Below are 23001 nucleotides of genomic sequence, written 5' to 3' on the forward strand. Positions count from 1 at the left end.
GCTCATTTACTGGGCCGGTTCGTTCTGCCCCAGGATCAACTTGCCTTCCTTGTCGACCGGAATCTGGTTGCCCGGATCGCGGTCCATCCGCACTTTGCCTTCCTTGCCGTCCAGCGAATAACGAACGTCGTAGCCTACAACCTTGTCGCTGATGTCATTGACCGTGTTGCAGCGAGTCTGAGTCGTGGTGTAGGTGTCACGCTCCTGCATGCCTTCCTGCACCTTGTTGCCCGCATAACCGCCGCCGACCGCACCGGCCACTGTGGCGATTTTCTTGCCTGTACCGCCGCCGATCTGGTTGCCCAACAGGCCACCCGCCAGCGCACCGACCACCGTACCGGCGATCTGGTGTTGATCTTTCACCGGCGCTTGTCGGGTCACCGTAACGTCCTTGCACACTTCACGTGGAGTCTTGATTTGCGTCTTGACCGGTTCAACGGCCAGCACTTGCGCATACTCAGGGCCGCTTTTAACCAGGTTGTAGGTGGCAACAGCGCCCCCGGCAGTCACACCGACAGCACCCAATACCGCACCAACCAGCAACGACTTGTTCACATGAACCTCCTGACCATCACAGACGGGACAAACCCGCTTCTCCCAGCCTTGGAGCATAAAAAAAGGCGCGAGTTCAACACTCGCGCCTTCTCGGCCAACAGCAGGAAAAACGATAGCCGTTATGGGCGGTCGTCGACTTCCGTCTCGGCCACTGCAGTAGGAATCAGGTCCTCGCTGCTCAGGTTCAGCCAGATCAGCACCACGTTCGCGATGTAGATCGACGAGTAAGTACCCGCCAGAACACCGATGAACAGGGCAATGGAGAAGCCGAACAGGTTGTCGCCACCGAAGAACAACAGGGCCGCGATCGCCAGCAAGGTGGAGATCGACGTCGCCATGGTCCGCAGCAGGGTTTGCGTGGTCGAGATGTTGATGTTCTCGATCAGGCTGGCCTTGCGCAGAACCCGGAAGTTCTCACGAACCCGGTCGAATACCACGATGGTGTCGTTGAGCGAGTAACCGATGATCGCCAGCACCGCCGCCAGTACCGTCAGGTCGAAGGTGATCTGGAAGAACGACAGGATACCGATGGTCACGATCACGTCGTGGATCAAGGACACGATCGCACCGACCGCAAACTTCCACTGAAAGCGGAAAGCCAGGTAGATCAAAATGCCGCCCAGCGCCATCAGCATGCCGAGGCCACCCTGATCGCGCAGCTCTTCACCTACCTGCGGGCCGACATACTCGACGCGCTTGACCACCGCAGGGTTGTCGCCGCCGACCTTCTGCAAGGCCTCGGCCACCTGGTGACCCAGTTGCGGGTCTTCACCTGGCATACGCACCAGTAAATCGGTAGTCGCACCGAAGCTCTGTACGATCGCCTCGTTATAACCCGATGTAACCAGCTGCTCACGCACTTTGGTGACATCGGCCGGACGCTCGTAGGTCAGCTCGATGAGCGTACCGCCGGTGAAGTCCAGACCCCAGTTCATGCCCTTGGTGGCGACACTGAACAAAGCCAATGCCGTGAGGAACAATGTGACGCCGAACGCAACGTTGCGAACGCCCATGAAGTTGATTGTACGTAACATGGCAGCCCCTTAAATCCACAACTTCTTGAAGTCACGACCGCCGAAGATCAGGTTGACCATCGCGCGGGTCACCATGATGGCCGTGAACATCGAGGTAAAGATCCCGAGGGACATGGTCACGGCGAAACCCTTGACCGGGCCGGTGCCCATGGCAAAGAGAATCCCGCCGACCAACAAGGTTGTCAGGTTGGCGTCGAGAATCGCGGTGAATGCCCGGCCGAAGCCTTCGTTGATTGCCCGCTGCACAGTCATGCCGGCGGCGATCTCTTCACGTATCCGCGAGAAGATCAGTACGTTGGCGTCGACCGCCATACCCATGGTCAACACGATACCGGCGATACCCGGCAGGGTCAGCGTTGCACCCAGCAGCGACATCAAGGCCAGCAGCATCACCATGTTCACCGTCAGCGCGACGGTGGCGATGATGCCGAAGAAGCGGTAGATGGCCATGATGAACAGCGAGACAAACAGCATGCCCCACAGCGATGCATCGATACCTTTGATGATGTTGTCAGCACCCAGGCTCGGGCCAATGGTGCGCTCTTCCGCGAAGTACATCGGTGCCGCCAGACCACCGGCACGCAGCAGCAGCGCCAGCTCGGACGATTCGCCCTGGCCGTTCAGGCCAGTGATGCGGAACTGGGCACCCAGCGGCGACTGGATGGTCGCCAGGCTGATGATCTTCTTCTCTTCTTTAAACGTCTGAACCGGTACGTCTTTCTCGACGCCGTTGACCACTTGCTTGGTGTAAGTGGTGACAGGACGTTGTTCGATGAAGATCACGGCCATGCTGCGACCGACGTTGTTGCGGGTCGCACGACTCATCAGCTCGCCGCCGTGGCCATCCAGACGGATGTTCACTTCTGGCGTGCCTTGCTCGCCGAAGCCAGCCTTGGCATCGGTCACCTGGTCACCGGTGATGATCAGGCCACGCTCGATCTGCGCTGGAGGACGGTTGCCTTCACGGAATTCGAAGGTTTCGGAAGTGGCTTTCGAAGCGCCAGGCTCAGCCGCCAGACGGAACTCCAGGTTGGCCGTCTTGCCGAGGATACGCTTGGCTTCTGCAGTGTCTTGCACGCCCGGCAGCTCAACCACGATGCGGTTGGCGCCTTGGCGCTGAACGATAGGTTCGGCAACACCCAGCTCGTTGACGCGGTTACGTACCGTGGTCAAGTTCTGCTTGATGGAGTATTCGCGGATTTCCGCCAGCTTGGCCGGGGTCATCGCCAGACGCAGCACCGGTTGGCCATTGAGGTCGGCCGGAACAATGTCGAAATCGTTGAAGTTCTTGCGAATCAGCACACGGGCCTGTTCGCGGGCTGCTTCATCAGTGAAGCCCAGCTGAATGGCACCGCCCAGTTGCGGCAGGCTGCGATAGCGCAGTTTCTCTTTACGCAACAGGCTCTTGACGTCGCCTTCGTAGACTTTCAGGCGTGCGTCGAGGGCTTTGTCCATGTCCACTTCCAGCAGGAAGTGCACACCACCGGACAAGTCCAGACCCAGCTTCATCGGGTGCGCACCTAAGCTGCGCAGCCATTGCGGAGTGGTTTGTGCCAGGTTCAGTGCAACGACGTAGTCATCACCCAATGCCTTGCGCACGACGTCTTTGGCTGGCAGCTGATCTTCAGCCTTGGACAGACGGATCAGACCGCCCTTGCCGCCCGCAGCCAGGGTGGCCGCCTTGACGTTGATCCCGGAGTCCTTGAGCGCGCTGCTCACACGATCCAGATCAGCCTGAGTAACCTGCAGCGCAGTGCTTGCACCGCTGACCTGAATGGCCGGGTCGTCAGGGTATAGATTGGGAGCGGAATAAATCAGACCGATCGCCAGCACCGCCAGGATCAGAATGTATTTCCACAGAGGGTATTTGTTCAGCATCACGCCGCCCGCTTATGACGCGGGGCGCCTTGCGCGCCCCGTCGATTGAGTAGAAGTTGAAACTTAGATCGCTTTGAGCGTGCCTTTTGGCAGCGTGGCGGCGATGGCGCCTTTCTGGAATTTCATTTCGACGGTGTCGGAGACTTCCAGAACAACGAAGTCGTCGGACACTTTGGTGATCTTGCCGGCGATACCACCGGTGGTCACGACTTCGTCACCTTTTTGCAGGCTGCCCAGCAGGTTCTTCTGCTCTTTGGCGCGCTTGGCCTGTGGACGCCAGATCATCAGGTAGAAGATGACCAGGAAACCGACCAGGAAAATCCACTCAAAGCCGCCACCCATTGGGCCTGCGGCAGGTGCAGCGGCGTCAGCCATGGCATTAGAGATAAAAAAGCTCATTTAGCACTCCAGTTGCAAATGTTGAATCTTGGGGTCAGAAAACTCAGTCCAAAGGCGGAACAGGTAACCCGCGTTTGGCGTAGAAGGCATCGACAAAGGCGGCCAATGTACCCTGTTGAATAGCCTCGCGCAAACCAGCCATAAGCACCTGGTAATGGCGCAAATTGTGGATGGTATTCAACATGCTACCCAGCATTTCGCCGCACTTGTCCAGATGATGCAGATAAGCACGGGAGAAGTTCTGGCAGGTATAGCAATCGCAGGTCGGATCCAGCGGCGAATCATCATGGCGATGGAACGCGTTACGGATCTTCAGCACGCCTGTATCAATGAACAGATGCCCATTGCGGGCATTACGGGTTGGCATCACGCAATCGAACATGTCCACACCGCGGCGCACACCCTCAACCAGATCTTCCGGTTTGCCAACGCCCATAAGGTAACGAGGTTTGTCAGCCGGCATCTGGCCCGGCAGGTAATCCAGCACCTTGATCATCTCGTGCTTGGGCTCGCCCACCGACAGACCGCCGATGGCCAGGCCATCGAAGCCGATCTTGTCGAGGCCTTCCAGGGAGCGCATGCGCAAATCTTGGTGCATACCGCCTTGAACAATGCCGAACAGCGCCGCCGTGTTGTCGCCATGGGCTTCTTTCGAACGCTTGGCCCAACGCAACGACAACTCCATGGAAATACGCGCGACGTCTTCATCAGCCGGGTACGGCGTGCATTCGTCGAAAATCATCACGATGTCCGAGCCCAGATCGCGCTGGACCTGCATCGACTCTTCCGGGCCCATGAACACTTTGGCGCCGTCGACCGGAGAGGCGAACGTCACGCCCTCCTCCTTGATCTTGCGCATGGCGCCCAGGCTGAACACCTGGAAACCGCCGGAGTCGGTCAGAATCGGGCCTTTCCACTGCATGAAATCGTGCAGGTCGCCGTGCTTCTTGATCACCTCGGTGCCAGGACGCAGCCACAAGTGGAAGGTGTTGCCCAGAATGATTTCCGCGCCGGTGGCGACGATATCCCGCGGCAGCATGCCCTTGACCGTGCCGTACGTGCCCACCGGCATGAACGCCGGGGTCTCGACGGTACCGCGAGGGAAGGTCAAACGACCGCGACGCGCCTTGCCATCGGTGGCAAGGAGCTCAAAGGACATGCGACTGGTGCGACTCATTCTATTTCCTCAGGGCCACGTGGTGCGGGGTTACGGGTGATAAACATCGCATCACCGTAGCTGAAAAAGCGGTATTCGTTGTCGACGGCAGCTTTATAAGCGGCCATGGTCTCGGGATAACCGGCGAACGCCGAAACCAGCATCAACAGCGTGGATTCAGGCAAATGGAAGTTGGTGACCAAGGCATCGACCACATGAAACGGCCGGCCCGGGTAGATAAAGATGTCGGTGTCGCCACTGAACGGCTTGAGCACGCCATCGCGCGCGGCGCTTTCCAGGGAACGCACGCTGGTGGTCCCCACCGCCACCACCCGCCCACCGCGAGCGCGGCAAGCGGCAACGGCATCCACCACATCCTGACCGACTTCCAGCCATTCACTGTGCATGTGGTGGTCTTCGATCTTCTCGACCCGCACCGGCTGGAACGTGCCCGCCCCCACGTGCAAGGTCACGAATGCGGTCTCTATACCCTTGGCGGCAATCGCCTCCATCAGCGGCTGATCGAAATGCAGCCCCGCCGTCGGCGCCGCCACCGCGCCCAAACGCTCGGCGTACACCGTCTGATAACGCTCGCGGTCCGAGCCTTCATCCGGGCGGTCTATATAAGGAGGCAACGGCATGTGCCCGACGCGGTCGAGCAGCGGCAACACCTCTTCGGCAAACCCCAGCTCGAACAATGCATCGTGACGCGCCAGCATCTCGGCCTCGCCACCGCCGTCGATCAAAATCTTCGAACCGGGCTTGGGCGACTTGCTGGAACGCACATGCGCCAGCACGCGATGACTGTCGAGCACCCGCTCCACCAGGATTTCCAGCTTGCCGCCGGAAGCCTTCTGGCCAAACAGCCGCGCCGGAATCACCCGGGTATTGTTGAACACCATCAAATCGCCCGGGCGCAAATGCTCAAGCAAATCAGTGAATTGACGGTGTGCCAGGGCGCCGCTGACCCCATCAAGGGTCAACAGGCGACTACCGCGACGCTCGGCCAAAGGGTGGCGAGCGATCAGCGAATCAGGGAGTTCGAAAGTAAAGTCAGCAACGCGCATGATGGGGTTCGTCTAGCAGGGCCCGGAAGTCTAGCGGAAATAGTGAAAATTCTCCATGTACCTGATTGACCGACGGTTATCTCATCTCTATACTTCGCCGCCATTGAGCCCTGATGGCGGAATTGGTAGACGCGGCGGATTCAAAATCCGTTTTCGAAAGGAGTGGGAGTTCGAGTCTCCCTCGGGGCACCAAAATTAAGAAAGGTCTTGCTTTGCAAGGCCTTTTTTTTCGCCTGTAGAAAAGTGATCCCGCCCCACCGCCTCCGTAGGAGCTGCCGAAGGCTGCGATCTTTTGATCTTGCTCTTCCACGCCGCCCACACCGGTGGAACATTTCACAAGGATTCCCCCCCATGGAATTGCTGCTGGAAACCGTCGCCCTTTTCTCCCTCAAGCTCGCTTATGAGACGGAAGATTCAAGTTCGATTCTGCGTGATGATTTGATGATGAGTGATTATGAGCGGGAGGTGTTTGGGTTGCTGGTGCGTAGGGGTGATGTCGAGGCGATCCAGAGTAAAGTGGATGAATGCCTGGGTTTGGCACTGAACGCTATTGGCGGTGTTGATACAGTCCTGGGCCGTGAATTGCTTAGATTGGCAGCAGATTTCAGCGCTGCGCGGACAATGGAACAGCTTGATGCCCCGCTCATCGCGCTCAAGGATTATCTGAAAGACATTCAGTAAATGATCGGACTGGGGAGCATGCGGAGAAATCAGCTTCGAAAGCTCCATCATCGATGTCCTGCCGGTGAATTCAAACTTCACCGTCCCCTACGATGAAAAACAAATCTCCAACTCGGAATCCAACCCACATCAGACAACAACGCCCTTCAGCACAGAGCCATCGGTTTGATATCGTGCCTCCATCGCTTCATCTCATCAAAGATGTCCAATGGCGATTTCAGGGGCATTGTTAACAAGGAAAAGGATTGAATGAAGCTAATCGGCATGTTGGTGTTCTTCGCTGCGACCGTGGGTATGTGGGTTTGGGTCGTGAGGAACCGCGGCACGGTGAATCTGTGGCTCGCTAACCTGGCAGGTGCCGTGGGCAGTTTTATTGTCGGGATGGTGGTGCTGATTCTGTTCAACAGATGGTTTGTCCCCGGAGGAAACTCGGCATGGGGCGTTGTATTCATGTTCTATACATTGATGGCGATTTTAGGTGCCTTTGTCGGAACTTGGCTTCTGGTGATCGCCAGGCTCAAGCAATCTGAATACCCCGTCGTCCGTCATTTCATCGCCGGAGCGTGCAGTGTGTTGGCGGCCCTGACCACGGTGGTGTTGTGGGTGATGATCCTTCCCGCCAAGTGAGTGTTTTGACACTCCGCTCATCGAGCTCGAGGATTACCTGAAAAATACTCAGTGAGCGAACGCCTCAGGCTGTGCTCTTCTAGACTTAATAGGTAGTCGTAGACAGAATCGAACACGTCGCTTTGGTGCAGATGAATCAAAAGCAGCGTGGCAAGCTGCCTTAATGCCCTTTAAGAGGTGCGGCAAAGACCGCATCGGGCACAACAAGATGCCCGCTCAGGGTGCCCTGGCCAACGGCCTGAAATTGCCACGATGCCGTGACGTGGTGTGAGTGCCGCAGCCGACACTTTCGGACGACCGACAACCGCCTGGTTTGTCCGTGACCGTGAGGAATGCTGTATGCCTGATGAGATGTTGCACCTGCCTATGGTCAACAGCCTGCTGGAGCGCCACAAGCGCTCCCCTGGCGCACTGTTGCCCATCCTTCATGAGATTCAGGAGGGTATCGGTTACATCCCCGATGCCGCCATCCCCGAGATTGCCCACGCCCTCAACCTGAGTCAGGCCGAGGTTCGCGGGGTGATCAGCTTTTACCATGACTTCCGCACCGCGCCGCCGGCTCGGCATATCCTGCGTCTGTGCCGGGCCGAGTCCTGCAAGAGCCGTGGTGCCGAGCTGCTTGCGGCGCAATTGCGCGAACGCCTGCAACTGGACGACCACGGCAGCAGCGCCGACGGCAATATCAGCCTGCGCCCGGTGTATTGCCTCGGCGCCTGTGCCTGTTCGCCCGCTCTGGAGCTGGATGGCCAGGTGCATGCGCGGCTCAGTGCTGAGCGTCTCGATGCCTTGCTCGACGCTTGTCGGGAGGACGCATGATGCCGGCTTTCTATCTGCCCCGTGATTCGCTGGCCCGTGCCGTGGGTGCCGAAGAGGTTGCGGTGGCCCTGATCACCCATGCCCGGGGACGCTTTGTGCCTCTGGAGTTGCAACGCACCAGTTCTCGCGGCCTGTACTGGCTAGAACCGCTGCTGGAAGTGGACAGCCCGCAAGGCCGTATCGGCTTCGGCCCGCTGACTGCTGCCGATGTGCCGTCCGTGCTCGATGCACTGCAAGGCGAGCCCTCCTCGCATCCACTGGCCTTGGGTCTGATGGAAGAGTTGCCGTATCTCAAGTCTCAACAACGCCTGCTGTTTGCCCGCGCTGGCATCACCCGGCCGCTGTACCTCGACGATTACCGGGATCATGGCGGTTTCGAGGGTTTGAAAAGAGCCGTCACCATCGGTGGCGAACAGACCGCGACTGAGGTGTTCGATTCAGGCCTGCGTGGCCGTGGCGGCGCGGCCTTCCCCGCCGGGATCAAATGGCGCACGGTGCGCGCTACCCAAGCGGCGCAGAAATACATCGTGTGCAACGCCGATGAAGGCGACTCCGGCACCTTCGCCGACCGCATGTTGATGGAAGGCGACCCCTTTCTGCTGATCGAAGGCATGGCCATTGCCGGCATCACCGTCGGCGCCACTTATGGCTACATCTATGTGCGCTCGGAATATCCACAGGCCGTGGCCACACTGCGCCAGGCGCTGGACATCGCCCGGACCGCCGGCTACCTCGGCGCCAATGTCGGCGGCAGCGGCCAGGCCTTCGATATGGAAGTGCGAGTCGGTGCCGGCGCTTACATCTGCGGTGAGGAAACCGCGCTGCTGGACTCGCTCGAAGGCAAGCGCGGGATCGTCCGCGCCAAGCCGCCGATCCCCGCGTTGCAGGGCCTGTTCGGCCTGCCGACGCTGGTGCACAACGTGCTGACCCTGGCTTCGGTGCCGCTGATTCTGGCCAAGGGCGCGCAGTTCTATCGTGATTACGGCATGGGCCGCTCACTGGGCACTATGCCCTTCCAGCTGGCGGGCAATATTCGTCGCGGTGGCCTGGTGGAACGGGCCTTTGGCCTGACCCTGCGGGAATTGGTGGAAGACTACGGCGGTGGCACCGCTAGTGGCCGGCCGCTGAAAGCTGCGCAGGTGGGCGGCCCGCTTGGCGCCTGGGTGCCACCGTCGCAATTCGACACGCCGCTGGATTACGAGGCCTTCGCTGCCATGGGCGCCATGCTCGGTCACGGTGGTGTGGTGGTGGCTGACGACAGCCTGGACATGGCCCATATGGCGCGCTTCGCCATGCAGTTCTGCGCCGAGGAATCCTGTGGCAAATGCACCCCATGCCGCATCGGCTCGACCCGGGGTGTGGAGGTGATCGACCGCCTGCTGGCCGCGCCTGACCAGAGTGGTCGTGATGAGCAGGTGATCATCCTCAAGGACCTGTGCGACACCCTTCAATACGGTTCGCTGTGCGCGTTGGGTGGCATGGTTTCCTTTCCGGTCGCCAGCGCCCTCAAGCACTTCCCCGCCGACTTCGGTCTGCAACCTTCGGAGGCCGACCAATGATCACTCTTTTCGACCCGAACACCGATATCGACCTGGGAACCCCCGCTCGCGACAGCCAAGTGCAAGTCACCCTGAACATCGACGGCCGCAGCATCAGCGTGCCCGAAGGCACCTCGGTGATGCGCGCCGCCGCGCTGCTGGGCACCACCATTCCCAAACTGTGTGCCACCGACAGCCTGGAAGCCTTCGGCTCCTGCCGCATGTGCCTGGTGGAGATCGATGGCATGCGCGGCTACCCGGCGTCCTGCACCACGCCGGTCAGCGAAGGCATGAGCGTGCACACCCAGACGCCGAAGCTCGCGACCCTGCGCCGCAACGTCATGGAACTGTACATCTCCGATCACCCGCTGGACTGCCTGACCTGCTCGGCCAATGGCAACTGCGAGCTGCAAACCGTCGCCGGCCAGGTTGGCCTGCGGGAAGTACGTTATGGCTATGAAGGCGACAATCATCTGGCCGACGTGAAGGACACCTCCAACCCCTACTTCGATTACGACCCGAGCAAGTGCATCGTCTGCAACCGCTGCGTACGCGCCTGCGAAGAAACTCAGGGCACCTTTGCCCTGACCATTACCGGGCGCGGTTTCGAATCCCGGGTCGCGGCCGCCGGTGGCGAGAACTTCCTCGACTCGGAATGCGTGTCCTGCGGCGCCTGTGTGCAAGCCTGCCCCACCGCGACCCTGATGGAAAAAAGCGTGGTCGAATTGGGTCAGCCCGAACGCAGCGTGATCACCACCTGCGCCTACTGCGGCGTGGGCTGCTCGTTCCGCGCCGAGATGAAAGGCGACCAGCTGGTGCGCATGGTTCCAGACAAGAACGGCCAGGCCAACCACGGCCACTCCTGCGTCAAAGGGCGCTTTGCCTGGGGCTACGCCACCCACCCGGATCGCATCACCAAGCCGATGATCCGCCAGCACATCAACGACCCCTGGCAGGAAGTCAGCTGGGATGAAGCGGTGACCTACGCCGCCAGCGAATTCCGCCGGCTGCAGCAAAAATATGGCCGCGACTCCATTGGTGGCATCACCTCCAGCCGCTGCACCAATGAAGAAACCTATCTGGTGCAAAAACTGGTGCGCGCCGCGTTCGGCAATAACAACGTCGACACCTGTGCGCGGGTCTGCCACTCGCCGACCGGTTATGGCCTGAAACAAACTTTGGGCGAGTCCGCCGGCACCCAGAGTTTCGACTCGGTGATGCAGGCCGACGTGATCCTGGTGATGGGCGCCAACCCCAGCGACGCCCACCCGGTGTTCGCCTCGCAGCTCAAACGTCGCCTGCGTGAAGGCGCACGGCTGATCGTCATCGACCCACGACGCATTGATCTGGTGGACTCGGTGCATGCCCGCGCCGAACTGCACCTGGCCCTGCGCCCGGGCACCAACGTCGCCATGCTCAACGCCCTGGCCCACGTCATCGTCACCGAAGGCTTGCTCAATCAGCCCTTCATCGACGCCCGTTGCGAGGGAACGGATTTCGCCCACTGGAGCGAGTTCGTCAGCCGCGCGGAAAACTCGCCGGAAGTCCTTGGCGCCATCTGCGGCGTAGAGCCTGCCGACATCCGCGCCGCTGCTCGTCTGTATGCCACCGGCGGCAACGCAGCGATCTATTACGGCCTGGGCGTCACCGAGCACAGCCAGGGCAGCACCGCGGTCATGGGCATCGCCAACCTGGCCATGGCCACTGGCAACATCGGCCGCGAAGGCGTGGGCGTGAACCCGCTGCGTGGGCAGAACAACGTTCAGGGCTCCTGTGACATGGGTTCTTTCCCCCACGAGCTGCCTGGCTACCGCCACATCTCCAACGAGGTGGTACGGACGCAGTTCGAACAGGCCTGGAATGTCACCCTGCAACCCGATCCGGGCCTGCGCATTCCCAACATGTTCGAAGCCGCCCTCAGCGGCAGCTTCAAGGGCCTGTATTGCCAGGGCGAGGACATCGCCCAGAGCGACCCGAATACCCAACACGTCACCGCAGCCCTGTCCGCCATGGAATGCATCGTGGTGCAGGACATTTTCCTCAACGAAACCGCCAAGTTCGCCCACGTGTTCCTGCCGGGCTGCTCGTTCCTGGAAAAAGACGGCACCTTCACCAACGCCGAGCGGCGCATCTCTCGGGTGCGCAAAGTCATGGACCCTCTGGGCGGCAAGGCCGACTGGGAAGGCACGATGGCCCTGGCCAACGCTCTGGGTTATCCCATGAGCTACAAACATCCATCAGAAATCATGGATGAAATTGCCAGCCTGACGCCGACCTTCACTAACGTCAGCTACGCCGAACTGGATCGCCACGGCAGCCTGCAATGGCCGTGCAATGCCGCGGCACCGGACGGCACGCCGACCATGCACATCGAGCAATTCGTGCGCGGCAAGGGGCGCTTCATGCTCACCGGCTACGTGCCCACCGAGGAAAAGGTCAACAGTCGCTATCCCCTTCTGCTGACCACCGGGCGCATCCTCAGTCAGTACAACGTCGGCGCCCAGACCCGGCGTACCGACAACGTCGCCTGGCACCACGAAGACCGCCTGGAAATCCACCCGACCGACGCCGAGAGCCGTGGCATCAACGAAGGCGACTGGGTCGGCATCGGCAGCCGCGCTGGCCAGACCGTACTGCGGGCGCGGATCACCGAACGGGTAGCCCCAGGCGTGGTGTACACCACCTTCCACTTCCCTGAATCGGGGGCCAACGTCATCACCACCGACAACTCTGACTGGGCCACCAACTGTCCGGAGTACAAGGTCACCGCTGTGGAAGTCAGCCGCGTCTACCACCCTTCCGAGTGGCAAAAACGCTACCAGGCATTCAGCGACGAACAACAACGTCTGCTCGACGAACGTCGCCATGAACGCAGCGCCGGGACAAAAGCCGAGGTTCGCCGATGAGCACTGACAACCTGATCAAAATGGCCAACCAGATCGCCCAGTACTTCGCCAGCGAACCGGACCAGCAACAGGCCGTGCTCAGCGTGCGTAATCATCTGCAGATGTTTTGGGCGCCCAGCATGCGCAAGGAGTTGCTGGCCTGGCAGACGGCGCATCCGGGGGAAGACTTGCACCCACTGGTGCAGGCGGCGGTCAGTGGGGCGGGCTGGGAGGCTTAGGTTCACACGCCCCCTTGGTCTGTGAAGACAGGCCAAGGGGCGTTCCTTACACCCATCGATACTGGCCGCTACTCGTCCGATCCATAAACAATCTCACTGCGAATGGCCTGTATCACGATACTCGACAACCGCTCAGTCAGCGGATCAGGGTTAGCCTCTCGTCTATGTAACGTCAGGGCTATGGAGGGTAACGGTGGCAACCCCCGTTCGCCGGCGACCAAAAGCTCGGTGCCTGATTGCAAGCCCAAAGCTGTCCTGATCGTGTAACCCAGACCAGCCTCGGTCGCCGCAGACAAACCATTGAGGCTGGAGCTGGTGAACGACAGCAGCCAGGGAATTGCTTCGCGGTTCAGCGCCTCAGTGGCCATCGAATGAAACGGACAGGGCGCGTCGAACGCGATGATGGGCAGCGGCGTTCCTGATTCGATGCGCCAGTCGAGGTACTGGTGAGAAGAGCCGATCCACTGCATGGGCAGTTCCGCCACCCTTTCCTGATACCCGGTTCTGACGTCCCCCCACACCACCGCGAGGTCGAGCGAGCCGTTTTCGATCCGGCTCAGCAGATCCGCATTGCGTGCAATCCGGGCTTCGACTCGAACATCGGGATGAGCTCTGGCGAACCGACCCAGCACTGTCGGCAGGAATCCGCTGAAATCCTCCTGAAGCCCGAGACGTACCCAGCCCTTAAGCTTGAGTTCGGAAACAGCCGCAATCGTCTCATCGTTGAGGCTCAAAAGACGTTGTGCGTAATTCAGCAGCACCTCTCCGGTGTCCGTCAGGGCCAGCGTGCGACCCGACTTTTTGAACAGCGGCGAGCCCACCTGGGCTTCGAGCTTCTTCAATTGGGCGCTGATGGCTGACGTCGAACGCGCGAGCTTTTGCGCGGCCTTGGCAAAACTGCCCAGTTCGACCCCGGTGACGAAGCTGCGCATGGCATCCAAGTCGAAATTTAACGGCCTCATAACCATCCTGTTTTTCGGGACAAATACGAAAAATAATCTGATATTCGAGACGATATTCCCATGACAGTCTTGGCCCCACAACTAATGAACGAGTGGGATGCTCATGCCTGTGGATAACAATCACCGCTGGAAAGTGCTTGGCGTCGGCGTTGCGGCCAATGCAAGCTTTTCCAGTGTGGTGGGGGGACTACCTGCAACAGCGGTCTATATGCGAGCGACGTATCAACTTGATAACGCCGAATTGGGACTTGTCTTGGGGGTTTTAGGCCTGGGCATCGCCGTCAGCGAGATACCGTGGGGGCTGTTGACTGATCGCTGGGGGGACCGTCCTGTGTTGCTGACGGGGCTTCTCACTTCCGGGATCGCCTTGCTGGTGTTGGCGATGCTTGCCTTGTTTGCGCCCACGGTGGTTTTGCTGGCAGTTGGCTTGTTCGTGGTGGGCTTGCTCGGGAGCAGCGTCAACGGCGCCAGTGGTCGAGCCATCATGGCGTGGTTCAAAGAGGGCGAGCGAGGGCTGGCCATGAGCATTCGGCAAACGGCCGTACCGGGGGGTTATGCCTTGGGCGCGGTGGTGCTGCCCTATCTCGCTCACACATACGGATTTGTTGAAGTGTTCACGGCCTCTGCCCTGTTCTGCCTCGTCGCCGGCCTGTTTGCGTGGTTCTGGCTGTATGAGCCCGACTTCTCCAGCAATGCAGCGAAGAAGCAGAGCCTGGAGGCTAGCAGCAGCCCGTTGAAAGACTTGAGGGTCTGGCGAATCGTTTTGGCCATCGGCCTGCTCTGCGCCCCGCAATTTGCCATTCTCACTTATGCAGCCGTGTTTTTTCATGACTTTGGCAACATCAATATCACGCTGGTTTCCGCTACGTTGGCGGTCATACAAATTGGCGCGATCGTCAGCAGGATCTGGAGCGGACGCTGGACCGATAAAAATAAAAACCGGCGCAGTTACCTTAAAGCCTGCGCCTGGTTGAGTGCTCTGACCTTTTTGGTGCTGGGCGGTACAGTATCGGCAGCCAGCTTCTACGGCATGAGCGAAACCCCACTGGCCAACGCCCTGATCATTGGTGTGATGGTCATCGCCGGCATCAGCGTGTCCGCCTGGCACGGCGTTGCCTACACAGAACTTGCCACACTGGCAGGTGCCAGTCGGGCAGGCACAGCCCTGGCCATGGGCAATACCTGCGTCTTTGTCGTGCTGTTCGCGACGCCCATCGCGGCGTCCGCCCTCATGACTCATTTCTCCTGGGGTGCGGTGTGGCTGGTAGCTGCCTTTTGTGCACTGCTGACGGTACCGCTCTTTCCCCGCGTTGAAAAAAACTATGCATTGGAACTTGGCTCGGCTTGAAATAGCTTTTCGCTAAAGCCCAATCACCTGCAATTCCCTGTTTTTCAAATGAGCATCTATGGATTACTTCAAACTGCTGGCTGCACCGGCAACACCACCAACGCCTCCAACCCACCCGTCGATCGATTTCGCAGGGTCAACTCCCCGCCATGCTCCAACACAATCGCCCGCGCCGCCGATAACCCCAAACCAACGCCCCCAGTGCTTTTATTCCGCGACCCCTCCATTCTGAAAAACGGTGCGAACACTTGCTCAAGGTTGGCATCCGGAATACCCGGCCCACGATCCAGTATTTTGATCCGCACCTGCCCCTCACCGGGGATCAGTTCAATCCCCGGCTCGCTACCGTACTTGATGGCGTTATCGAGCAAGTTAGTCATCACCCGCTTGAGCCCCAGCGGTCGACCGAAATACACCAGCCGCAACGGCCCGCTAAAGGCAATCTCGATTCCCTGATCGCGGTAATCATCAAGCAACGTTTGCAGCAACTCCGCCAGATCAAACTGGGTCGCCGGCTCAAGCCGCGCATCATCCCGGAAGAACTCCAACGCCGAGTTGATCATCGCCTGCATTTCATCCACGTCACGAAACAGCCGCTGCTGTTGCTCGCTGTCTTCGATGAATTCGCCAAGCAAGCGCATCCGCGTCAGGGGCGCGCGCAGGTCGTGGGAGATGGCGGCGAGCATTTGTGTGCGGTCGCGGATGAAGTGTTGCAACTGGGCCTGCATGGCGTTGAAGGCGAGAATCGCCTGGCGGATTTCGTGGGGGCCGAGCGGTTCGATGGGCGGTGCGCGGAAGTCCGTGCCGAAGCGGCGGGCGCCTTCGGTGAAGCGTTGCAAAGGGGTGGCGAGGCGGCGGGTGGCGATCAGTGCGACCAGGGCGGTGGAGATCAGTACCAGCAGGATGACGATCGAATAACGTGGCGCCTCTTCGAGGCCCCAACTGCGCGAGGGCGCGGAGAACATCAGCCATGACGCGTCCGGCAGTTCGATCAGCAGCGCGTAACGCGCGTCCGCCTGGTGCTCCGGCCAGTCGGCCGGCTGATAGACCTCGATCCGCCGGCCGGCGGACTTGAGCAACGGATGCAGGATCGTCGAGCCTGTTTCAAAACCCGGATCCTCCACCGCAGGCAGATTCAGGTCGTGCCGATCAAGGTGCCAACTGGCGGTGAAGTCTTCGTCGCTGACGGCTTGCGCCAATTGGCTGCGCAGTGGCGCCGGGGCTGCGTCGATGATGCGGGTGATGGCCGCGATTTTTTCCAGCAACCCGGTTTCGGTCAGCGGCGGGCGCGCCCATACACCGGCCAGTTGGATAAAAAGCCCGTTGAGCGCCAGTGAAATAAGCATGGCCAGGATGATCGTCAACGCGATCCAGCGCGCCACCGTGTCTTGCGGCCAGTTTCGGGCGCGGACCCGCGTCAGCCAGCTCATCGCCGCGTCACGCTGGGCGTGAACAGATAACCGCCATTGCGTACGGTACGAATCATCGCCGGCCGCTTGGTGTCGGACTCGAGTTTGCGCCGCAGGCGGCTGACCTGGACGTCGATGCTGCGATCAAACGCCTCGTGGCGATGCCCGCGTGCCAGGTCCAGCAACTGCTCGCGGGTCAGAATACGTTGCGGGTGTTCGACGAAGACCAGCAGCAAGTCGAATTCGCCGGCCGACAACGGGATCATCACGTTGTCGGGCGAGCGCAGTTCCCGGCGCGTGACGTCCAGGTGCCAGTCGGCGAAGTCGATCAGTGGCCGGGGTCGCTCTTGCGCCAGCGGACGGCGATCGTCCACGCGGCGCTGCACGGCGCGCACCCGGGCCAGCAGTTCACGGGCGTCGAAGGGTTTGGTCAGGTAATCATCGGCGCCCAGTTCCAGCCCGACCACCCGGTCGCTGAGTTCGCCCATGGCGGTCAGCATGATCACCGGTATCGCGTGGCGAATCCGCAGTTGCTGACAGAGGATCAGCCCGCTGTCGCCCGGCAACATCACGTCGAGAATGATCAGGTCGGGCGGCTGGCGCTCGATGGCCGCCCACAGCGACGCGCCGTCGGTGGCGACTTCGACGCGGTAGCCGTGCTGCACGAAGAATTTTTTCAGCAGATCGAGGACCTCAAGGTCGTCGTCCACGATTAGAAGGCTGTTCACCGAGGGTCACTTAGGGGGCGAATGGAACCGCCATCTAAAACCATTCACGGCAGCGCGTCATATATTTCAATCGTGCAATAAAACGTCAGCGCCGCAATAAACCAGACATCTTTGCGCAAGGCTTGAGGCTCAGCATCACGGCGAATTCCTCCCGAGACTTGCGTCCATGTTGCCTTTCAAATGTGCTCCCTGGCTGGCCCGCAACACTTCGATTGCTGTGCTGGCCGCCGGGTTGGCGGGTTGCAGCAGTCAGCCGTCGTCCCCCACCGCGACCTGCGCCGAAATAAATTATTCGGTGTACGACCCGGCGGAACCGCTCAATCGCGGGGTATTCGCCTTCAACCGGGTGGTCGATGACTACGCCTTGGCGCCAGTCGCGCGTGGCTACCGCTACACGCCGGACTTTTTCCAGACGGGTGTGCATAACTTTGTGGCGAACTTCGGCGAGCCCAAGGTCTTTATCAATGACCTGCTGCAAGGCAACCCGATGCGCTCGGTCAATACCCTGGGGCGTTTCGCGCTCAACACCACGGTGGGCGTGGTCGGTTTGATCGACGTCTCCGGCATGGTCGGCATCCCGCGTCACGACGCGGACTTCGGCCAGACCTTCGGCGTGTGGGGCATCGGCAATGGCCCGATCGTCGAACTGCCGTTGCTCGGCACCTCCAACAGCCGCGACGCCGCTGGCCGGGTGCTGAGTTTTGTGGTCAGCCCGTTCGGCAGCAACAGCGATACCGTGGACACGCTCTCTACCATCAACACAGTCGGCGGCATCGTCGATGGCCGCGCGCAAGCCTTACCGCTGACCGACAGCCTGCAAAAACTGCCGGACTATTACAGCGCGTTGCGCAACGTGGTCGCCGAGCATCGCGCGGCTTACGTGGCCGATGGCAAACAAGGCTCGCCGCACGCCACCACCCCACAATGCACAGGAGCACCGGCCGATGGGTTCTGAAGGAAAGAGTTTGATTCTGCAGCAACGAGTGATTCAGAACAGCTCGGCCCATTTGCACTGCAGGGAAATCACCCTTCGCCTGTCAGCGGACTGTCGCGAATTGGTGCTCAGCCGTTACACCGAACACTATGGCCCGGCATTGGTGCAATGGATGGAGCGCAGTCATACGGTGTCGGTGAGTGATCTGGTTCGTTGGTTGGTGGCTAATGGTGAGGTAGTAGTAAGGAAAGCCGACAACCAGTTGATGTCTTGATCTCGGAAAGGGGGACCTAAACGCCCGGTTACAGAATCGGTACGTTGATGCAACTGAATGGAACCCCTGCCGTGTTGACTCCGCTAAGTCCAGCACAGACAATTGCCGCAATCGCGCCCGAACCTCTGGTGCTGGCTCAGTCCGGCATTATGTTTGGGCCTTCTTTTTTCTGGGACATGGAATGTTGCAGCAATTAGCCCCTCCAAAGCCGTTTCGATCCTACAGTGATCTGTCCACCCTGCTCGCCAGCCGAGGCATGCAAATCACCAACGTAGCTCGCGCCTAACGCAAACTTAGTCAGGTCGGCGACAGTGAATTCCTTCGCGATTCGGATAACAACGTGGTCATGTGCACGGTCAGCAAAAAACCTCTACGTCGGAATGAGTTTGCGCCAGGCACGCAGTTCGACTTCATGTTCGACATCTATCTCTTCGATAAAAAACTGCGCCAACTGATGCTCGATGCCATTGAGCGCATTGAAGTGCATGTGCGATCAGTGATTGCGCATGAGGTGGGTTATCACGACCCCATGGCCTATCAAAACGTCAGGTTCATCAATCCTTCGCAGACAAAATCTTTCAATACCAAGCAGGGCCGACAACGTAACATTTGGACTGAATGGCTAAAACGTCAGAACGACCAGATGAGCGCACCCGTGAGGACAGCATTGAATGGCATCGACAGCACAGTAAAGCCATGCCTTTTTGGGTGGTTATTGAAGCGTGGGACTTTGGAACCGCATCGAAGTACTTCGCAGATACTTAAGGATACCCATCGCAACAGGATCAGCCGACGGTTGGGCCTCACGAACGCAAAAATCCTCAAAGAATGGCTTCAGGAAATCAACACACTACGTAACCGCTGTGCTCACCACAGCCGTATCCGGAATAAGGTTTCAACGAATCCGCTACCCATCGCCCCCAATGCCCCCTACTTCCAGAACCTTGCCCTTGATTCGAATGCGACCACTCGCCTGTACGGGCTGATTGCGGTGCTTTGGTATTTCGTCAAAGCCATCGGTGAGAATTCGCAATGGATTAACCAAGTGGCAGACGTTATCGATTCCAAACCTGCGGTGCCAGGCTGTCCTTTCGCAGCGCGTGGCTTGCCCGATGAAACAGGGTTCCCGAGAAAGTTGTTCGGAATCTAACCACCCGCCACTTTTGCAACGGATGACTAGCGCAAGAGCCCGCCGTAAGTCGGCAACGATTCATTTACACCGGCTGCGTTATCATCCCGCGCTTCTCTGTCGCAAGAACCCGGATGTCCATGTCTTTGCCATTGCCTGACGCTCATCAATCCCTGCCCCCGGTCCTGGTCGGACCGCTGTTGCGGCGCCTGGAACCCACGCGCCTTGTGTTGTGGTTGGTGGGATCGCGGGCGTTGGCGCTGACGTTGCGGCTGCAAGGTGTCGGCGATATCCGTCTGGATGCCGGGCAATGCACGGTCATCCCGGTCGGTACTCATGCCTTTGTGCATTTGATCGATGTGCCGCTTGAGAGCGCCCTGCCCTGCGACACGTTGATCGAATACGACCTGCTGATTGATGACGCTGACACCGGCATCGTCGACTGGGCCCCGCACTTGCTGTACGGCGAGGCCCGTTGCCCAAATTTCGTCCTGCGCTCACGGATCGATCAACTGCTGCACGGCTCCTGCCGCAAACCTCACCATCCGGCGGCCGATGGTTTGCTGTGCGTCGACCGGCTGCTTGCGTCCGAACCGGACGCTTGCAAGCGCCCGGCACTGTTGATGATGAGTGGCGATCAGGTGTATGCGGATGATGTCGCCGGGCCGATGTTGCGGGCGATTCATGCCTTGATCGAGCGCCTGGGGCTGTTCGACGAACACCTCGACGGCGCGGTGGTGAGTGACAGCGCCAAACTCTACGAGCACCCGGCCAGTTACTACCATCGTGCGGATTTGTTACCGGCGCTAGAGAGCAACGAAACCCTGCGCGAGCGATTTTTCGGTGGGGCGCGTAAGCCGATTTTCACCAGCAGCAGCGCCGACAACCATCTGGTGACCTTCGCCGAGGTCATGGCCATGTACCTGCTGGTGTGGTCGCCAACGTCCTGGACGTTGATCGCGCCGCAACCACCGGCACTGACACCCGAACGACGCAAACGCTATGCCCTGGAACAGACGCGCATCGATGCGTTCAAGACGGGGCTGGGTGGTGTCGGGCGGGCGATGGCGCATTTGCCGTGCCTGATGATTTTCGACGACCACGATATTACCGATGACTGGAATCTTTCCGCGCAATGGGAGGAAACGGCCTACAGCCATCCGTTCTCCAAGCGCATCATCGGCAACGCGCTGCTCGCTTACATGCTGTGCCAGGGCTGGGGCAACAACCCGGACGCGTTTGCCAGCATGCTGGCAAAAACCCGGTTATTGAGCGCCACGGGGCAGGATCATTACCTCGACAGCGACGTCCAGGACGACTTGATCGATGAGCTGCTGAGTTTTCAGAAGTGGCATTACGTGCTGCCCACCCGCCCGGCGCTGGTGGTGCTCGACACCCGCACCCGGCGCTGGCGCAGCGAGATGACTCTCAAGCAGCCGTCGGGCCTGCTGGACTGGGAAGCCCTCAGCGAGCTGCAACAGGAATTGCTCGATCACCCTTCAGCGATCATCGTTTCGCCGGCGCCGATCTTTGGCGTCAAACTGATCGAAACCGTGCAGCGTGTGTTCAGCTGGTGCGGTTATCCACTGTTGGTGGACGCCGAAAACTGGATGGCCCATCGCGGTGCAGCCCAAGTGATCCTGAACATTTTCCGACACTCCCGCACACCCGGTAACTACGTGGTGCTGTCCGGCGATGTGCATTATTCCTTCGTCTACGAAGTACTGATCCGACACCGCAAGGCCGGCCCGCGCATCTGGCAGATCACCAGCAGCGGCATCAAAAACGAATTCCCGCCGGCCCTGCTCGAATGGTTCGACCGCCTCAACCGCTGGCTCTACTCACCCCGCTCGCCCCTTAACTGGCTGACCAAACGCCGACGCATGCGCATTGTTCCGCACATTCCCGAACACGCTGAAGCGGGGGAACGGCTGTGGAACTCGGCAGGAATCGGCCAAGTGTTCTTCAATGAAAAGGGCCAGCCGCAGGATATTTATCAATTCAATGCGGATGGATCGCCGAAGACGCGAATGATTGCGCCTGAAATTTCCGAAGCGGCTGACTGACATTCCCTGAGTTGCCATGAGCAATCATTACCCGCACACCCTGAACCTCACCCGAACCCTGATCATCGGCAATTCCGGCGCGGGCAAAAGCTGGCTGGCCAAGCGACTGGCCGAACACCTGCAAGTACCCTGGACCGATCTCGACCTGATTCACTGGGTATCCGATGAACACAGCATCGCTCGTCCTCGCGCCGAGGCATTGGGAATGGCGCGGGTGGCGGCGAGTGAAGAGCGCTGGGTTATCGAGGGTGTTTACGACTGGATGGTCAGTGAACTTGTGGAACAGGCGACGGCGCTGATCTGGCTGTGCCTGGAGGACGAAGATTGCGTGAACAACATTCGTCAGCGAGAAGCGAAGCGCGATGAGCATGACGAGTTACTGATAGCGTTACTGGAATGGGCCGGCAGCTACCGTACTCGTGAAGGGTCCAGTGGATTTGCCGCGCATCAGCGTTTGTTTGAAGGGTTTGCAGGTTCGAAACTTCAACTGATGAGCCGGGTTGAAGTCACGGCTTTCGTCAGTACAGTGCAACAAACCGACTGATCGTCCCCGCCATTTTTTGCATTCCCAGCGGAGCGTTGGAACGATCAGTAAAGCTGGCGAGATTGTCAGAATGGGATTACACCCGTTACAGAAACGTCTTGAAGAGGCTTCAGCGATACTCTGCCCAAGCGTGGATACATTGTCTGCACAATGACCACTCGTAGGTGTCGCCTTGTCATCATGTACTCATTTCTGTACGTTCTTTGCATTGAGCGAGGACTACAGCATGCAAACCATCAACTACACCACCGCACGCGCACATCTGGCCGAAACCATGGACCGGGTCAACGAAGACCGTGCCCCATTGCTGGTTACCCGTCAAAAAGGTGAACCTGTGGTGATGATGTCTCTGGCGGAGTACAACGCTCTCGAAGAGACAGCCTATCTGCTCCGCTCTCCAGCCAACGCTGAGCGGCTGATCAAATCAATCGGTAACCTGCGAGCCGGGAAAACCAAAGTCAGGCAACTTATCGAAGAATGAGTATCGAATTCACTCCTGAAGGTTGGGACGACTATTTGTGGTTCCAGCAAAACGATAAGGCCGGGCTAAAACGAATCAACCTGCTGATCAAAGCGATCCTGCGCGAACCCTTCGAAGGGCTGGGGAAACCTGAGCCGCTCAAACACAATCTGAGCGGCCTCTGGTCACGCCGAATTACCTCTGAGCATCGCCTGGTTTATGCAGTCGAGGATGGTGAGGTACGTATCGTGCTTTGCAGGTATCACTACTGA

The 23001-nt window shown here is 59.4% G+C and carries 23 protein-coding genes, 1 tRNA gene and 1 pseudogene; 15 read left to right on the top strand and 10 right to left on the bottom strand.

Annotated elements, in window-relative coordinates:
- Positions 1-6 precede the first annotated feature (6 nt).
- The 6 genes from ACA044_RS24855 to queA all read right to left on the bottom strand — a co-directional run bounded on the left by ACA044_RS24855 (position 7) and on the right by queA (position 6089).
- Entirely contained in the window at positions 7-555 is a 549-nt protein-coding gene (locus tag ACA044_RS24855) for a glycine zipper 2TM domain-containing protein (RefSeq protein WP_497443720.1), read from the bottom strand.
- Positions 556-674: 119 nt separating this feature from the next.
- Positions 675-1589, bottom strand: coding sequence for a protein translocase subunit SecF (gene secF / locus ACA044_RS24860; protein ID WP_497443721.1), 915 nt, complete (start codon positions 1587-1589; stop codon positions 675-677).
- Between the two features lie 9 nt (positions 1590-1598).
- Positions 1599-3467 carry a protein translocase subunit SecD gene (gene secD / locus ACA044_RS24865; protein ID WP_497443722.1) on the bottom strand — a complete coding sequence of 623 codons (1869 nt, stop codon included), beginning with the start codon at positions 3465-3467 and terminating at the stop codon, positions 1599-1601.
- Between the two features lie 63 nt (positions 3468-3530).
- The gene (gene yajC, locus ACA044_RS24870) at positions 3531-3866 is read right to left on the bottom strand and encodes a preprotein translocase subunit YajC (protein ID WP_008014002.1); all 336 of its coding nucleotides are present in this window, start codon (positions 3864-3866) and stop codon (positions 3531-3533) included.
- Positions 3867-3909: 43 nt separating this feature from the next.
- On the bottom strand, positions 3910-5025 hold the full coding sequence (gene tgt / locus ACA044_RS24875; RefSeq protein ID WP_010457900.1) for a tRNA guanosine(34) transglycosylase Tgt: 1116 nt from the start codon (positions 5023-5025) through the stop codon (positions 3910-3912).
- Positions 5026-5039: 14 nt separating this feature from the next.
- Positions 5040-6089, bottom strand: coding sequence for a tRNA preQ1(34) S-adenosylmethionine ribosyltransferase-isomerase QueA (queA, locus tag ACA044_RS24880; RefSeq protein WP_476225796.1), 1050 nt, complete (start codon positions 6087-6089; stop codon positions 5040-5042).
- Positions 6090-6196: 107 nt separating this feature from the next.
- Here queA and ACA044_RS24885 point away from each other — a divergent pair.
- Positions 6197-6281 (top strand) — tRNA-Leu (locus ACA044_RS24885).
- Positions 6282-6440: 159 nt separating this feature from the next.
- Positions 6441-6770 (top strand): hypothetical protein, encoded by a 330-nt coding sequence (locus ACA044_RS24890; RefSeq protein WP_497443723.1) that lies wholly within the window; start codon positions 6441-6443, stop codon positions 6768-6770.
- Positions 6771-6788: 18 nt separating this feature from the next.
- On the opposite strand, the pseudogene ACA044_RS24895 reads toward ACA044_RS24890, so the two are convergent.
- Positions 6789-6893: pseudogene (locus ACA044_RS24895) on the bottom strand (PH domain-containing protein); the annotation flags it as partial.
- A 126-nt stretch (positions 6894-7019) separates the two neighbouring features.
- On the opposite strand from ACA044_RS24895, the gene ACA044_RS24900 reads away from it, so the two are divergent.
- The 5 genes from ACA044_RS24900 to ACA044_RS24920 all read left to right on the top strand — a co-directional run bounded on the left by ACA044_RS24900 (position 7020) and on the right by ACA044_RS24920 (position 12875).
- The gene (locus ACA044_RS24900; RefSeq protein ID WP_497443724.1) at positions 7020-7397 is read left to right on the top strand and encodes a hypothetical protein; all 378 of its coding nucleotides are present in this window, start codon (positions 7020-7022) and stop codon (positions 7395-7397) included.
- A gap of 339 nt (positions 7398-7736) precedes the next feature.
- The gene (locus ACA044_RS24905; RefSeq protein WP_497443725.1) at positions 7737-8213 is read left to right on the top strand and encodes a formate dehydrogenase subunit gamma; all 477 of its coding nucleotides are present in this window, start codon (positions 7737-7739) and stop codon (positions 8211-8213) included.
- Positions 8210-9772, top strand: a complete 1563-nt coding sequence (locus tag ACA044_RS24910) for a formate dehydrogenase beta subunit (protein ID WP_497443726.1) — start codon at positions 8210-8212, stop codon at positions 9770-9772. Before ACA044_RS24905 ends, ACA044_RS24910 begins: the two co-directional genes overlap by 4 nt.
- Positions 9769-12657 (top strand): formate dehydrogenase subunit alpha, encoded by a 2889-nt coding sequence (gene fdhF, locus ACA044_RS24915; RefSeq protein WP_497443727.1) that lies wholly within the window; start codon positions 9769-9771, stop codon positions 12655-12657. Before ACA044_RS24910 ends, fdhF begins: the two co-directional genes overlap by 4 nt.
- On the top strand, positions 12654-12875 hold the full coding sequence (locus ACA044_RS24920) for a formate dehydrogenase subunit delta (RefSeq protein WP_497443728.1): 222 nt from the start codon (positions 12654-12656) through the stop codon (positions 12873-12875). Before fdhF ends, ACA044_RS24920 begins: the two co-directional genes overlap by 4 nt.
- Before the next feature lie 68 nt (positions 12876-12943).
- Here the strand turns inward: ACA044_RS24920 and ACA044_RS24925 are convergent, their stop codons facing one another.
- Positions 12944-13837, bottom strand: a complete 894-nt coding sequence (locus ACA044_RS24925; protein ID WP_497443729.1) for a LysR family transcriptional regulator — start codon at positions 13835-13837, stop codon at positions 12944-12946.
- Positions 13838-13940: 103 nt separating this feature from the next.
- Between ACA044_RS24925 and ACA044_RS24930 the strand changes: the two genes are divergently transcribed.
- Complete coding sequence (locus ACA044_RS24930) at positions 13941-15185, top strand: MFS transporter (RefSeq protein ID WP_497443730.1); 1245 nt, start codon at positions 13941-13943, stop codon at positions 15183-15185.
- A 68-nt stretch (positions 15186-15253) separates the two neighbouring features.
- Here ACA044_RS24930 and ACA044_RS24935 read toward each other — a convergent pair whose 3' ends face one another.
- Both ACA044_RS24935 and ACA044_RS24940 read right to left on the bottom strand, forming a co-directional pair.
- A complete protein-coding gene (locus tag ACA044_RS24935; protein WP_497443731.1) occupies positions 15254-16615 on the bottom strand; it encodes a sensor histidine kinase in 1362 nt (453 codons plus the stop codon).
- Positions 16612-17322: a response regulator gene (locus ACA044_RS24940; protein ID WP_497443732.1), complete on the bottom strand. Its 711-nt coding sequence runs from the start codon at positions 17320-17322 to the stop codon at positions 16612-16614. Before ACA044_RS24940 ends, ACA044_RS24935 begins: the two co-directional genes overlap by 4 nt.
- Positions 17323-17488: 166 nt before the next feature.
- Between ACA044_RS24940 and ACA044_RS24945 the strand changes: the two genes are divergently transcribed.
- The 7 genes from ACA044_RS24945 (at position 17489) to ACA044_RS24975 (ending at position 23001) form a co-directional block, all read left to right on the top strand.
- Complete coding sequence (locus ACA044_RS24945; protein WP_497443733.1) at positions 17489-18277, top strand: MlaA family lipoprotein; 789 nt, start codon at positions 17489-17491, stop codon at positions 18275-18277.
- A complete protein-coding gene (locus ACA044_RS24950; RefSeq protein WP_497443734.1) occupies positions 18267-18530 on the top strand; it encodes a hypothetical protein in 264 nt (87 codons plus the stop codon). The genes ACA044_RS24945 and ACA044_RS24950 overlap by 11 nt, the downstream gene beginning before the upstream one ends.
- 346 nt (positions 18531-18876) lie before the next feature.
- Positions 18877-19680 (top strand): Abi family protein, encoded by an 804-nt coding sequence (locus ACA044_RS24955; protein WP_497447302.1) that lies wholly within the window; start codon positions 18877-18879, stop codon positions 19678-19680.
- Positions 19681-19793: 113 nt separating this feature from the next.
- Positions 19794-21725 carry an alkaline phosphatase D family protein gene (locus ACA044_RS24960; RefSeq protein ID WP_497443735.1) on the top strand — a complete coding sequence of 644 codons (1932 nt, stop codon included), beginning with the start codon at positions 19794-19796 and terminating at the stop codon, positions 21723-21725.
- A 16-nt stretch (positions 21726-21741) separates the two neighbouring features.
- A complete protein-coding gene (locus tag ACA044_RS24965; RefSeq protein ID WP_497443736.1) occupies positions 21742-22269 on the top strand; it encodes a P-loop NTPase family protein in 528 nt (175 codons plus the stop codon).
- A 226-nt stretch (positions 22270-22495) separates the two neighbouring features.
- Positions 22496-22750, top strand: a complete 255-nt coding sequence (locus ACA044_RS24970) for a type II toxin-antitoxin system prevent-host-death family antitoxin (protein ID WP_007940444.1) — start codon at positions 22496-22498, stop codon at positions 22748-22750.
- The gene (locus ACA044_RS24975; protein WP_497443737.1) at positions 22747-23001 is read left to right on the top strand and encodes a Txe/YoeB family addiction module toxin; all 255 of its coding nucleotides are present in this window, start codon (positions 22747-22749) and stop codon (positions 22999-23001) included. The genes ACA044_RS24970 and ACA044_RS24975 overlap by 4 nt, the downstream gene beginning before the upstream one ends.

The organism is Pseudomonas sp. LBUM1673, from assembly GCF_059695645.1.

Bases quoted from the DNA above. Each gene is read 5' to 3' on its own strand.
- ACA044_RS24975 (WP_497443737.1), top strand. From the start codon at position 22,747: ATGAGTATCGAATTCACTCCTGAAGGTTGGGACGACTATTTGTGGTTC.
- secD (WP_497443722.1), bottom strand. From the start codon at position 3,467: ATGCTGAACAAATACCCTCTGTGGAAATACATTCTGATCCTGGCGGTG.
- ACA044_RS24910 (WP_497443726.1), top strand. From the start codon at position 8,210: ATGATGCCGGCTTTCTATCTGCCCCGTGATTCGCTGGCCCGTGCCGTG.
- secF (WP_497443721.1), bottom strand. From the start codon at position 1,589: ATGTTACGTACAATCAACTTCATGGGCGTTCGCAACGTTGCGTTCGGC.
- fdhF (WP_497443727.1), top strand. From the start codon at position 9,769: ATGATCACTCTTTTCGACCCGAACACCGATATCGACCTGGGAACCCCC.
- yajC (WP_008014002.1), bottom strand. From the start codon at position 3,866: ATGAGCTTTTTTATCTCTAATGCCATGGCTGACGCCGCTGCACCTGCC.
- ACA044_RS24925 (WP_497443729.1), bottom strand. From the start codon at position 13,837: ATGAGGCCGTTAAATTTCGACTTGGATGCCATGCGCAGCTTCGTCACC.
- ACA044_RS24920 (WP_497443728.1), top strand. From the start codon at position 12,654: ATGAGCACTGACAACCTGATCAAAATGGCCAACCAGATCGCCCAGTAC.
- ACA044_RS24945 (WP_497443733.1), top strand. From the start codon at position 17,489: ATGTTGCCTTTCAAATGTGCTCCCTGGCTGGCCCGCAACACTTCGATT.
- ACA044_RS24935 (WP_497443731.1), bottom strand. From the start codon at position 16,615: ATGAGCTGGCTGACGCGGGTCCGCGCCCGAAACTGGCCGCAAGACACG.
- queA (WP_476225796.1), bottom strand. From the start codon at position 6,089: ATGCGCGTTGCTGACTTTACTTTCGAACTCCCTGATTCGCTGATCGCT.
- ACA044_RS24900 (WP_497443724.1), top strand. From the start codon at position 7,020: ATGAAGCTAATCGGCATGTTGGTGTTCTTCGCTGCGACCGTGGGTATG.
- ACA044_RS24960 (WP_497443735.1), top strand. From the start codon at position 19,794: ATGTCCATGTCTTTGCCATTGCCTGACGCTCATCAATCCCTGCCCCCG.
- ACA044_RS24950 (WP_497443734.1), top strand. From the start codon at position 18,267: ATGGGTTCTGAAGGAAAGAGTTTGATTCTGCAGCAACGAGTGATTCAG.
- ACA044_RS24930 (WP_497443730.1), top strand. From the start codon at position 13,941: ATGCCTGTGGATAACAATCACCGCTGGAAAGTGCTTGGCGTCGGCGTT.
- ACA044_RS24905 (WP_497443725.1), top strand. From the start codon at position 7,737: ATGCCTGATGAGATGTTGCACCTGCCTATGGTCAACAGCCTGCTGGAG.
- ACA044_RS24970 (WP_007940444.1), top strand. From the start codon at position 22,496: ATGCAAACCATCAACTACACCACCGCACGCGCACATCTGGCCGAAACC.
- ACA044_RS24965 (WP_497443736.1), top strand. From the start codon at position 21,742: ATGAGCAATCATTACCCGCACACCCTGAACCTCACCCGAACCCTGATC.
- ACA044_RS24955 (WP_497447302.1), top strand. From the start codon at position 18,877: ATGTGCACGGTCAGCAAAAAACCTCTACGTCGGAATGAGTTTGCGCCA.
- ACA044_RS24890 (WP_497443723.1), top strand. From the start codon at position 6,441: ATGGAATTGCTGCTGGAAACCGTCGCCCTTTTCTCCCTCAAGCTCGCT.
- tgt (WP_010457900.1), bottom strand. From the start codon at position 5,025: ATGTCCTTTGAGCTCCTTGCCACCGATGGCAAGGCGCGTCGCGGTCGT.